Origin of the sequence: Prosthecobacter algae, from assembly GCF_039542385.1 — a bacterium.
In the GTDB taxonomy this organism is placed as follows: Bacteria; Verrucomicrobiota; Verrucomicrobiia; order Verrucomicrobiales; family Verrucomicrobiaceae; genus Prosthecobacter; species Prosthecobacter algae.
The window spans coordinates 37,566-49,979 of the sequence record NZ_BAABIA010000014.1 but is presented as its reverse complement, the minus strand read 5'-3'; the positions used below and the strand labels follow the sequence as shown (position 1 = coordinate 49,979).

General features: G+C 61.1%; 5 protein-coding genes. 2 read left to right on the top strand and 3 right to left on the bottom strand.

Translation table 11 applies throughout. The features are described 5' to 3' along the window. Positions 1-507 precede the first annotated feature (507 nt). Both ABEB25_RS23450 and ABEB25_RS23445 read left to right on the top strand, forming a co-directional pair. Positions 508-6,825, top strand: a complete 6,318-nt coding sequence (locus ABEB25_RS23450; RefSeq protein WP_345738892.1) for an alpha-2-macroglobulin family protein — start codon at positions 508-510, stop codon at positions 6,823-6,825. A gap of 1,076 nt (positions 6,826-7,901) precedes the next feature. Beyond that, the gene (locus ABEB25_RS23445; protein WP_345738891.1) at positions 7,902-8,843 is read left to right on the top strand and encodes a hypothetical protein; all 942 of its coding nucleotides are present in this window, start codon (positions 7,902-7,904) and stop codon (positions 8,841-8,843) included. Between the two features lie 180 nt (positions 8,844-9,023). On the opposite strand, the gene ABEB25_RS23440 is transcribed toward ABEB25_RS23445, so the two are convergent. From ABEB25_RS23440 to tgt, 3 genes are all read right to left on the bottom strand, one after another. Beyond that, positions 9,024-9,314, bottom strand: coding sequence for a hypothetical protein (locus ABEB25_RS23440; RefSeq protein WP_345738890.1), 291 nt, complete (start codon positions 9,312-9,314; stop codon positions 9,024-9,026). An 842-nt stretch (positions 9,315-10,156) separates the two neighbouring features. Next, the gene (locus tag ABEB25_RS23435) at positions 10,157-10,393 is read right to left on the bottom strand and encodes a hypothetical protein (protein ID WP_345738889.1); all 237 of its coding nucleotides are present in this window, start codon (positions 10,391-10,393) and stop codon (positions 10,157-10,159) included. A gap of 71 nt (positions 10,394-10,464) precedes the next feature. Next, positions 10,465-12,180: a tRNA guanosine(34) transglycosylase Tgt gene (gene tgt, locus ABEB25_RS23430; protein WP_345738888.1), complete on the bottom strand. Its 1,716-nt coding sequence runs from the start codon at positions 12,178-12,180 to the stop codon at positions 10,465-10,467. Between the last annotated feature and the right edge of the window lie 234 nt (positions 12,181-12,414).

The window sequence follows — 12,414 nt, the reverse complement described above, 5'->3', positions numbered from 1 at the left end:
CTCTCAGCCCCCTGGATTCGCAAGAGTCCAGGGGGCTTTTGTTTGGGGGCGAGGTGGGATGATCATCCCCAAGGAGCGGGACTTGCCAAGTGCCGTGGGGTTTGGGGGCGGACGGGGGCCTGGAGGAGTGGGGCGCGCTTTTTTACAGGATTAGCAAGATGGCAGGATTAACAGGAAGTGTGGCAAGGTGTTCGGGTGTGTTCGGTCTGTGGGTGTCTAGCCTTTAGGCGATTCAATGACCTGCCGGACCTTTTCCAAGATCGCCTGAAGGCTAGACACCAGCAGAGCTAGCGGGAGCGGAGTGGTAGGCCGGACGCCCGCGCTCCATGGCGAACGGGAGTGGGTGAGCTTTACGAAAGCGCCAGAGGACTGGCGCAGTGCAGGACGCTTCGCGGTGTCGCTGTCCGCGCTCCCCCTCGGGGGCGGAAATTTGACAAAAAGAACCTGAACACCCCAAGAGGTGGGCTTGTCTCTCGTCATGCGCTTTGGTAAAACCCACACTGCGGTATGAAACATTTTCTCTGGCTCCCCCTCGTCTTCCTTCTCATGCCCACCCCCAGCCCTGCCCAAGATGCCCAGGCGATCCTGGCGAAGGTGAAGGCTTTGTCCGCCGAGGGCAATCACCGGGAGGCGGCGGACCTGGGGAAGACGGGGCTGAAGGCTGCGGATGCGAGGGCGGAGCTGCTGTCCGCCACGTTTGAGGCTCTGGCCAGGCTGAACAGCCCGACTGTGCTGGCGGAGCAGGAGGAGCTGCTGGAGATGGCGGTGAAGACGCACCCGAAAAACTGGAGGCTGCTGATGCAGGCCGCGGTGGATTTTGGGCGGTTGGAGCACAGCGGGCTGATCGTTGATGGGAAGTTCCAGCGTGAGGCCTACCGCTATGCTCGAGGGGGGAACTTTGTGGGCACGGAGTTGCGCGACCGCCATCGTGCGCTGCAACTTCTGGAGGCGGCGTGGAAGGCGCAGCCTGCGGAGGCGACGGTGTCGGAGAAGATCGCGGTGATGAGCCTGCTCGCCTCGGGGCTGGCACCCAGCGAACGATACAGTGGCAGGCGTCTCTATCAATCGCGCGCGGTCTGGAGCCTGCTGAACCTGACCGATATCCAGGGGCCGCTGCCGGACTATGATGAGCAGAGCGGGCTGGATGCTCCGGCCACGGGCTATCCGGTGGATGAAAAGGGCGATCCTGTTTACTTCAAGGCGGCGGAGTCCTGGGCTGCGGCCAGGAACGATGGCGAGCGCATTTTGTGGCTTTGGCAGGAGATGGGAAAACTGCACCCTGGGCAGAAGAAGGATTCGCTGCGGAACTTCGCTGGGATGGCCAAGGGGTGGTTCTCGGTGCGCACATTGGAGGGGCTGGGGCTGCGTTTTGAAGCGGATGAAAAGGAAGGGGCGACGCGCGAGGGCATCGCGGCGCTGCACACGCTGAAGGATGATGAAACGGTGGTGCGGCTGGCCACGGGGCCGAAGCGCATCACGCTGCCGCCGGAGTGGAACTTCATGGAACTGCTGAAAGCCCGGGCGAATGATCCCGAGGAAAGTGCCATGAAAAGGGCGGAAATCTGGAAGGAATTGGCGGATGAATGGACCGACCGCCGACAGTACCCGAAAGCGGTGGAGGCCCTGAAGAATGGCATCGCGGTGCTGCCGAAGCTGACAGAGAAAGAGCAAAAGCTGCTGAATAAGAAGCGTAACCGGAGTTCGTTCAATCTCCTGCCGGATGTGGCTGGCGATGACACTTCTGTCACCCCCGAATTCACCTGGACTCAGATGCTGACGACAAGCCTCCAGGAGATCACAGACCACCAGGGTCGGCTGGATCCGCAGCTCCCGCAGGCTGCGGGCAGTGAGGCGAAGCTGTTGCTGACGTTTCGCAATGCGACGCAGGTTTCCTTTTCCGCCCGCCGGGTGAATGTGGCGAAGCTGCTGGCGGATACGGAGGCGTACCTGCGCAGCTCGCCCACAGAGTTTGACTGGCAGCGGGCGAATATCCAGAGCATCGGCCAGCGCCTGCTGGAGGAAGGCAACGGGAAGAAGTATTTGATCGGAGATCCGGTGGCCTGGGAGCAGAAGCTGGAGCCGCGTGAGAACCACTGGGATCGCCGGGTGACGGTGCCCACGCCGCTGAAGGAGGCCGGGGCCTGGCTGGTGGAGGGCCGCTTTGAAGGCGGGCACCAGACGCGGGCGCTGCTGTGGCTGGAGGGGCTGGTGATCGTGCACACAAAGCAGGTGGGAGTGGGCCATTACTTTGTGGCGGATGCCGCCACGGGCGCACCCGTGGAGGGAGCGACCGTGAAGTTCTTTGGCTACGGGCAGGAGTGGGTGGATCGCCGAGGGAATAACAGACCCAATTTAAGATACAGCTTCAAAGACCTTCAGATCACCTCGGATGCGCAGGGCCAAGTGAAGTTGCAGGAAGACCAAATCAATCGATACCGATGGCTGGTCCAGGCCAAAGACAAGGATGGCAGGCTGGCGTATCTGGGATTTGAGTATCTGAATCTTAACCATGGGCAGGATTGGTTCAATGCGCAGACCCGCCTTTACACCATCACGGACCGCCCGGTCTATCGTCCGGGCCAGGAGGTGAAGTGGAAGGCCTGGGCACGACAGGTGGGCTATGATCCGAAGCTGGACAGCCATGCCTTTGCCGATGCGGTGATGAAGGTGACGATCACCGATCCCCGTGGTGAAAAGGTGACGGAAAAGACCTACAAGGCCGATGAATCCGGGGCCATCAATGATGTGTTGGAGCTCGGGGATGAAGCCACCCTGGGCAGCTACGGCATGGCCGTGGAGGCGCAGCGGAAAGGCGGTGTGCTGGAGCATGTGGGGAATCACAGCTTTCGCGTGGAGGAGTACAAGAAGCCGGAGTTTGAAGTGAAGGTGGATGCCCCCACCACACCGGTGGCGCTGGGCGACAGCTTTGAGGTGAAGGTGAAGGCGGACTACTACTTTGGCGGCCCTGTGAAGGAGGGGAAGGTGAAGTACAAGGTGCAGCGCAGCGCGCACACGGAGCGCTGGTTTCCCATCGGCCCGTGGGACTGGCTTTTCGGCGCGGGGTATGGCTGGCGCGCGAGTTATTATGACTGGTATCCGGGGGCGGACCGCTGGTGCTTCTGCATCCCGCGCTACCCGTGGGTGCGCTGGCAATCGGACCCGCCGGAGCTGGTGGCCGAGGGTGAATCCCCACTGAATGCGGATGGCACCTTCACCATCAAGGTGGATACGGCGCTGGCGAAGGAACTGCATGGCCAGGAGGACCACAGCTATGCCATCGAGGCGGAGGTGACGGACCAGAGCCGCCGCACGATCTTTGGCACGGGCAGCGTATTGGCGGCGCGGCGTCCGTTTGAGGTCTATGTCTCGCTGAACCAGGGCTACTACCAGACGGGCGAGGCGGCGGAGGCGACGGTGAATGCGCGCACGCTGGATGGCCGCGAGGTGCAGGCCACAGGCGGCCTAACCGTTTATCGGATCACGTATGGCAAGGATGGCCAGCCGACGGAGGAGGCTGTGTACACAGCCGAGGTGGCGCTGAAGGAGGGCGAGCCGACGGTGAAGGCGCGCTTTACCCTGGCGCGGGGCGGGCAGTATCGCGTCTCGGTCAAGCTGAAGGACAAGGCGGGGCATGAGATCGAGGGCATCAGCTTCACCACGGCCCGCGGCGAGGGCTTTGAGGAGGGCAAAGACTTCCGCTTTGATGACCTGGAACTCGTCACCCAAAAGGATGAATACGCCCCTGGGGAAGAGGTGGAGATCACGCTGAACACGAACCGCGCTGGCAGCACGGTGGCGCTGTTTTTGCGGACCCAAGATGGGAGGTATCCAGACCCAGTGTGGATCAAGCTGGAGGGCAAGAGCACGACGCACCGTTTCACCCTGACGGAGGCGGACCAGCCGAATATTTTCCTGGAGGCCTATACCGTGAGCGCGGCGCGGGTACACCAAGTGACACGCCAGATCATCGTGCCGCCGAAGAAGCGCATCGCCACGGTGGAGCTGACGCCGGACAGCGCGACGTATCTCCCGGGCCAGGGCTCGAAGGTGAAGGTGCGGGTGAAGGACCAGGACGGAAAACCCTTTGTGGGCAAGGTGGTGCTGACGGCCTATGACAAGGCGCTGGAGTACATCTCCGGCGGCAGCAATCAGCAAGACATCCGTCCCTTTTTCTGGGGCTGGAAACGCAGCCATTACCCGGAGGTGACGGACTCCCTGCACGCGCTGGAGACAGGCCTTGGGGGCTGGATGAGTCCGCTGGGGATCTTTGGCGGCAGCGTGGCGGATGGTGAGTTCCATTACAATGAGAGCGATCCCTTTGCGTCTGGGGGCGCGGGCGCGTTTGAGACAAGTGGCATGGCCAAGAGGCGGATGGGCAGGGAGTTTAAAGAAGGTCTCGCGATGGCAGCGCCCGGTGCGCCGATGGACGTGGCACCGATGGCAGCCCCTGCGCCTGCGGTGATGGCCCTCGAAATGTCTGCAGATAGCGTTGCCGCAGGCGGTGCTGCTGGCGCTGAAGAAGGCCCGCAGCCGATGATCCGTAGCAATCTGGCGGACAGTGCGGTGTGGATCGCGGACTTCACCACGGATGCACAGGGCGCGGGCGAGTTTAACTTCACGCTGCCGGACAATCTCACGACGTGGAAGCTGCGCTCCTGGGTCATGGGCCCGTCCACGCAGGTGGGGGAGGCGGCGGTGGAGGTCATCACGCGGAAGAACCTGATGGTGAGGCTGCAGGCCCCGCGCTTCTTTGTGGAAAAGGATGAGGTGGTGATCTCGGCCAACGTCCACAATGAGATGGACGTGGCGCAGAGCGTGAAGGCAGTGCTGGAACTGGAGGGCGGCGTGCTGGAATTCCTGGAGAAAGGGCAGGCCACTCAGGCGGCGGCGGACATCGGCGCGCATGGCGAAAAGCGCTTTGACTGGCGGGTGAAAGTCACCGGCGAAGGCGAGGCGAAGATCCGCGTGAAGGCGCTGGCGCAGAAGGATAGCGACGCCATGGAGATGACCTTCCCGGCCTACACCCACGGCCTGCTGAAGACGGACTCCTGGAGCCTGGCCCTGCGCCCGGATGAGGCCAGTGGCAAGCTGACGCTGAAGGTGCCTGCGGAGCGCAAGCCGGAGCAGTCCCGCCTGGAGGTGCGCTACTCCCCCACGCTGGCGATGGCCCTGGTGGATGCGCTGCCGTATCTGGTGGCTTATCCCTATGGCTGCACGGAGCAGACGCTGAACCGCTTTGTCCCCACGGTGATCACCCTGGGCGTGCTGAAGGACCTGGGCGTGGACCTGAAGGCGGTGAAGGAAAAACGCACGAACCTGAATGCCCAGCAGATCGGCAAACCGGAGGAGCGCGCGAAGCAGTGGAAGGGGCGGTCTAACCTAGAGCCTGTCTTTGACGAGGACGAGGTGAAGAAGATGGCGAAGACGGGCCTGGCCCGCCTGGAGGCCATGCGCAATGGCGACGGCGGCTGGGGCTGGTTCCCGGGCGGGCGCGAGTCCTCCCCCCACATCACGGCGGTGGTGATGCACGGCCTGAAGTCGGCGGAGCGCACCGGCTTTGACCTGAATGACGGCCTGATCCGCCAGGGGGTGGAATGGTTGGCACGCCATGAGGCGGAGGAGCTGCGCCGGCTGAATCTGCCGGTGAAGCACAAGGATCGCAAAGGCTACCCGGATAACCTGGATGCGCTGATCCACAGCGTGCTGGTGGAGTACAAAGCGGGCAACAAGGCGATGCGCGACCAGCTTTATGAACAGCGCGAGAAGCTCTCCCGCTACAGCGTGGCCCTGCTGGGCCTAACCTGTGATGCGGTGGAGGAGGATGAACGCCGCGACATGTGCCTGCGCAATTTGAAGCAGTTTCTGAAGCAGGATGAGGAGAACCAGACGGCCTACCTGGACCTGCCGCAGGGCGGCTGGTGGTGGTATTGGTATGAGGACCAGATCGAAACTCAGGCGGTCTTCCTGCGCCTGCTGGTGGCGGCGAATCCGAAGGATGAAACGGCCCCGCGAATCGCCAAGTACCTGCTGAACAATCGCCGCAACGGCACCTACTGGAACAGCACCAAGGATACGGCGGCGGTCATCGAGGCCCTGGCCATCTATGCGAAGGCCAGCGGCGAAACCAGCCCGCAGCAGACAGTGGAGCTGCTGCTGGACGGGAAGTCCGTGAAGAAGGTGGAGATCACAAAGGAGACGCTGTTCACCTTCGATGGCAGCCTGGTGCTGGAGGGCGAGGCCCTGACCACGGGCGAGCACACGCTGGAGATCCGCAAACTGGGCGAATCCCCGCTGTATGTGAATGCCTACCTGACGGTGTTTTCCCAGGAGGACAACATCCCCGCCGCTGGGCTGGAGGTGAAGGCGCGGCGCAAGTTTTACAAACTGATCGAGGAGAAGCCGGAGCAGAAGGTGGCAGGCGGGCGCGGCCAAGTGGTGACGCAGACGGGGCTGAAGTATCGCCGCGAGGAAATCGCCAGCGACAGCCCGGTGAAGAGCGGGGACCTCATCGAGGTGGAGCTGTCGGTGGAGAGCAAAAACGACTACGAGTATGTGCTGATCGAGGACCTGAAACCCGCCGGTTTTGAGCCCGTGAAGGTGCAGAGCGGGTGGACCTATGAGGGCCTGCCTGCGTACCAGGAATTCCGCGATGAGAAGGTGGCCTTCTTTGCCGAGCGGTTGCCCAAAGGCACGCACAACCTGAGCTACCGCGTGAAGGCCGAAATCCCTGGCCGCTTCAGCGCCCTGCCCACAAAGATCGAGGCCATGTACGCCCCCGAACTGAAAGGCAACTCCGACGAGTGGAAGGCCCGCATCGAGGAGTGATGGGGGAGATGACGACGGGCGCAGGAGTGGCTGCGCCCGCTGGGGAGTGGGATGGAGCGCACGCGTCTCGCGTGCTGTGTTCGGCGTCCCGCCGAAGACCGTGAACCGAGGTGGCTGCTGCGGGGTGCCAGGCATGGGCTGCGGGGTGGGAGAACGGTTTCCCGCGAGACGCGTGAAACGGCAGGCGGGACGCCTGCGCTCCATGGCGGACGGAGGCGAGTGAGCTTTACGAAAGCGCCAGAGGACTGGCGCAGTCCATGACGCTTCGCGGCAGTGTAGCTGCGGCCGCCAGGGCGTGGGGTTTGGGGAGGGTCGAGGTGAGTGAGAGCTTTCGAGGCGGGCCACCCGCTGGCGCGGGCAGCTACAAGGGGAGGCTTCGGGTGTAGCCGCGCCCGCCAGGGGGTGGGGGTTTGGGGAAGCTTGATGGAGTGAGAGCTTTCGAGGCGGGCCACCCGCTGGCGCGGGCAGCTACAAGGGGAGGCTTCGGGTGTAGCCGTGCCCGCCAGGGCGTGGGGATTGGGGGGCGAGGAAGCTCGAGGTGAGTGAGAGCTTTCGAGGCGGGCCACCCGCTGGCGCGGGCAGCTACGGGGGGCTTCGGGTGTAGCCGCGCCCGCCAGGGCGTGGGGTTTGGGGAAGCTTGATGGAGTGAGAGCTTTCGAGGCGCGCCACCCGCTGGCGCGGGCAGCTACAAGGGGTGGCTTCGGGTGTAGCTGCGCCCGCCAGGGCGTGGCGTTTAGGGAAGCTCGAGGGGAGTGAGAGCTTTCGAGGCGGGCCACCCGCTGGCGCGGGCAGCTACGGGGGGCTTCGGGTGTAGCTGCGCCCGCCAGGGCGTGGGGATTGGGGGCGGATGGAGGCGAATGAGTTTCCGAAAAGCTCTGTCGTCATGATGGGCAGCCCAAGGAGCGGGACTTGCCAAGTCCCGTGATATCTCGCGCGGATGCTTCCTCAGCGACTCCATCGTGCGCTCTATCCGTGACAGGATCTGAACCGACTGATGAGTGAGATGTCCCGCCCTCTCCGTATGGAATCCTTTTGCGTCCAAAAGCATCAGCGCTTCGATGTCCACCTAACTCATTATGAAAACGACAGCCTTCTTCATCCTCGCTTGCACGGTGGGTGCCTTTGCCCAGCATCCGCAAATCAAGGTCGGCCAGAATGCCGATCTCAAGGGCGCTTTGATCATGCCAGGGGATGACGAATGGAATCGCGGTGTTTCCAAAGATGAAGTCGATCCTTTGAGCGATGCCATCATCGCGTCTATCGGCGCGGAGACGAGTTTGCACGAAGACTTTGGCCTGGTGTGGAAGGGGCAGCCAGGGGGCATACCGTATTTCGTCGTCGGTGGTGAGCAACCGAAGGTGCCGGTGCACTTCAATGAAGCCAAAGACGAGAGCGATCCCGGCCCTTATCCGATCCCGCCGGAGGCGTGGATCGAAGGTGGCCCCCAAAGCGATGGCGACCGCCATGTGCTCGTGCTCGATAAAGACAACTGGAAGCTCTACGAGATCTACCGTGCCTTTCCCATCGATGGCGGCAAGGCCTGGAATGCCTACAGCGGCAGCGTGTTTGATTTGAAGAAACCCAAACCCCGCCCTGCAGGCTGGACGAGCGCCGATGCGGCCGGATTGCCCATTTTGCCGGGCCTCGCCCGCTACGATGAAATCTGCGGCACGAAGAAGCTCACGCATGCGCTGCGTTTCACGGTGAAAAAAAGCCGCCGTGCTTATGTGCCGCCTGCCACGCACTTCGCCAGCACGCACAAAGACGAGAACCTACCGCCAATGGGCATGCGCGTGCGATTGAAGGCCAACTTTGACACCTCGAAGTTCACCGGAGCCGCAAAAGTGATTCTAGAAGGTCTCAAAATCCACGGCATGATCCTCGCCGACAATGGTGGTGACTGGTTCATCAGCGGCGCACCTGATGATCGCTGGAACCATGAAGAACTCCTGCCCATCCGCAAGGTCAAGGGTAAAGATCTCGAGGTGGTGAAGATGAAGGCGATGACAACGAGGTGAGCCGTGACCATTGTTATGCTACTGAAATGTGCTTCGCCGATTGCTGATGATAAAAAGGTAAAAAGATGACCTTGCTGCCTGGCAATCCGTGCTTGGATGGATTCCGGCTTTAAATGCAGCGGTCGGTGTCAGGTAGCTTCTTATCCGGTTGAAATTACAACCTTATTGTTAGGGAGTGTTTTAGGATTGGTTTCTGGGGGATAAGGTGCAGATGCCAAGCAGGACAAAAGCCATGAAAGAGACGTCTGTTTTGTCATAGCGCGTGGCGATGCGTCGCATCCTTTTGATCTTCTCAAAGAAGTTCTCCACCCGGTGGGTACGTGGCGAGATGCAGGTTTTCATTCCCTGACTTTCCATGAGCTCGCGCAACGCATCCCCATCATAAGCCTTGTCCATGCCCACCCGTCTGGCCACCACAGATTCAAGCAAGGCAGGCGCATGCTTACCGCAGAAATTTGCCAGCCGCCACATCAGGCGCTTCAGAATGAGGGGATGGAGAGGTTTTCATGGTTGATTTTTAACGACGAGGTAGATGTTTGTAAAACACCCTATGCCTGGCATCTGTGTCGGGGGAAATTTTTGAATGGGACGTGCAGTTGTCAGGTGGTTCACATTGGAAAATTTTACAAGGAGGAAAGGTTACACATTAAATGCAAGACTTGGGTGTTCATATCATTGGATTGGACGGTGTTGAGAAAGAGGGAGCGTTTTTCATTGATCAATGTGCATTGTGCATGCGAGGCGAAAAGGGTGAACTATGTGAATATACAAAATATTGGAAAATGCCTGAGTGCTTAGATATCCATATTGGATATTCTAACGTTGCTCTACAAATTGATGAGTTAGCACTTCAGTTTGGGGAAAATTCTGTTTTTAGGGGTGAGAGGGAGGTGATATTTGATATCTCCAAAGGTTCACGCATTTACCTTAGCGGAGTTCGATGGTTGCACCTCGAACTTTATGAGCCTACACTGTAAGTGTTGTGTATGGCGGGTCTTCAAGACATACGCCGTGCTGGGGTGGAGCTAGGTCTAACAAGGTGTTGGATCAGGATTTGCTGATGCCGAGTTCGATGGCTTCATCTTTCACCTGACCCCTTTTGCCACTCTTCTGGAGGCGAGGCTTGAGGGCATGCGCAGGTTCAAAGGCCGGGACTTGGCAAGTCCCGCTCCTTGGGGGGGCTGGGGAAGCTCCATGTCGGGGAGGGGCGGCGGGCGATTGGTGTGGGGTGCTGTGCGTGCGGCCATGCAGGGGGCAGGCATTGCCTTTGGACTATTCGGGCATGCTGCTGCTTTTTGAATAATGCTTCTGCTTCACACTAATATCATGATTGCTTTGACTGCCAGTGCGACAATACAAATTGAACAACACAGAAAGGCAAGCGCAGTATATACTGCGAATATCAATGGGTTTTCACTTTTCTTGTAAGGGCGGGCCTTTACTTCAATTTCGCCATGTTTTATCGCAGAAAAAACCACACTTCCGAAATAGATACCCGCTGCGAATATTAATAATCCCGCGCAAAGTTGATCGAGGGCTAAATTTTTCATCTGCAGCAACATCATTGACGATTGTTGGATTAGGTAGCGAGTATTCGTTTAACTTATCAGAGGAAGGAAGTTCACCTCTCGGGCACACCTTGCGGGAGCTCCATGCCGGGGAGGGGCTGGTGGAGGGTGAGTTCGGGCGGGGTGGGGGCGTTGGGGAGCGTTTCGTCGAGGGGGCCTTGGAGGAGGGTCCAGGTGAGGCCGGGTTTGTAACGGGAGGTCCAGGTGCCGCGATGCAGCAGGGTGTCTGCCGCGCCGTGGCGGAGGTAGGGGAAGTGGCGCTTATGACTGAGGGCGAGGCGCAGGGCGGACAGATCGTTGGTTAGGCTGACGATGTGGAGGGGGCGCAGGGGGCCTTTTTCAGCCTCGGCTTCGTAGGTGAGGATGGCGGCGATGGCGGCGGCCCCGGCACCGAGGCCGATGTCCCAGAGGATGAGCGGGGTGGCCTCCTCCGCAGGCACATCGGCGGGCAGGCGCAGGTGCTGGGCCAGGGGCACTTCTTCATTCCATAGCGGCGCGGCAGCATCGGTGGAGATAGTCTGGCCGGTGGTGATGTGGAAGATGCGGGCGGGCTCGCCCGGGGTGACGCTGAGTTCGTAGTCGCCCACACGCTGGGCGTGGTCTGGGCTGATGACGGGTGGTTTGACGGTGGTGACGGGGTGGTCGATGTCCTCAACCTGGAGGATCTGGCGCTTTTCGTGGTAGAGCTGGAGGAAGCGGTCTTCCAGGATGCTCTGGCGGATCTCGCGCATGAGCTGGTGGTAGAAGTGAATGTTATGCTGGCCCATGAGCTGCCAGCCCAGGGGCTCCTGCGTTTTGGTGAGGTGATGCAGGTAGGCGCGGGTGTATTTGGCGCAGACGGGGCAGGTGCAGTCGGGGTCCAGGCGGTCGTCGGAAAATTTGTACACGGTGCGGCGGAGCTGGATGACGCCACGGGAGGTGAAGACGGAGCCGCGTTTGGCCACCTGGGTGGGGATGATGCAGTCAAACATGTCCACGCCGCGATGCACGGCCTCCAGCACATCCAGCGGGGTGCCCACGCCCATGAGGTAGCGGGGGCGGTCGGCAGGCAGCAGGCAGGCGGTGAGCTCGCAGGTGTCTTCGCGTTCGGCCTTTTCCTCGCCCACGGCCAGGCCGCCGATGGCGAAGCCGTCGAAGGGCATCTGCATCAGGCCCTCGGCGCTTTCGCGGCGCAGGTGCGGGTAGAGTGCGCCCTGGACGATGGCAAACATGGACTGGGGGGAATCTTCGCGGGCGGCGAGGCTGCGGGCGGCCCAGCGCTGGGTGACTTGCAGGGCTTTGCGCGCGGCTTTTTCATCGGCGGTGGAGGGGATGCACTGGTCCAGCACCATCATGATGTCGCTGCCGATGGCCATCTGTGTCTGGATGCTGAGCTCTGGGCTGAGGAGGATGCGCTGGCCGTCCACGTAGCTTTGGAAAACGGCCCCGGCTTCCGTCATGGAGCGGGAGTGGGGCAGGGAGAAGATCTGGTAGCCGCCGGAATCGGTGAGGACTGAGCCGGGCCACTGCATGAACTGGTGGATGCCTCCCATCTTTTTAAACACCTCGGGCCCTGGCCGCAGGAGGAGGTGGTAGGTATTGGCCAGCAAGATTTGCGAGCCGGACTCGTGCAGCGTTTCGGGAAGCTGGGCCTTCACGGTGGCCTGGGTGCCCACGGGCATGAACAGGGGCGTGCGCACCGTGCTGTGCAGGGTGCGAAAGGTGGCGGCACGGGCACGGGAGCCGGTGGCCTGGGCTTCGAGCTGGAAATCGAGTCGGGAGGGGGACATGGACACTCTTTCCGTATCGCTGAATCGAGCGGCGTCGAGGGCAAAGGGTGGTTGGGGAGGTCAAGGGGTGGTCAAGGGGTGGTCAAGGGGGTGTGGGGGGGGAGGTCAAGGGGTGGTCAAGGGGTGGTCAAGGGGGTGTGGGGATTTTGGGGCGAAATGCACGGGTAGTTGCTTGGTGGGGCATGGGGGATTGGTGGGGGGAGGGATGCGATTTTTTCATTGGATCTTTTAGTC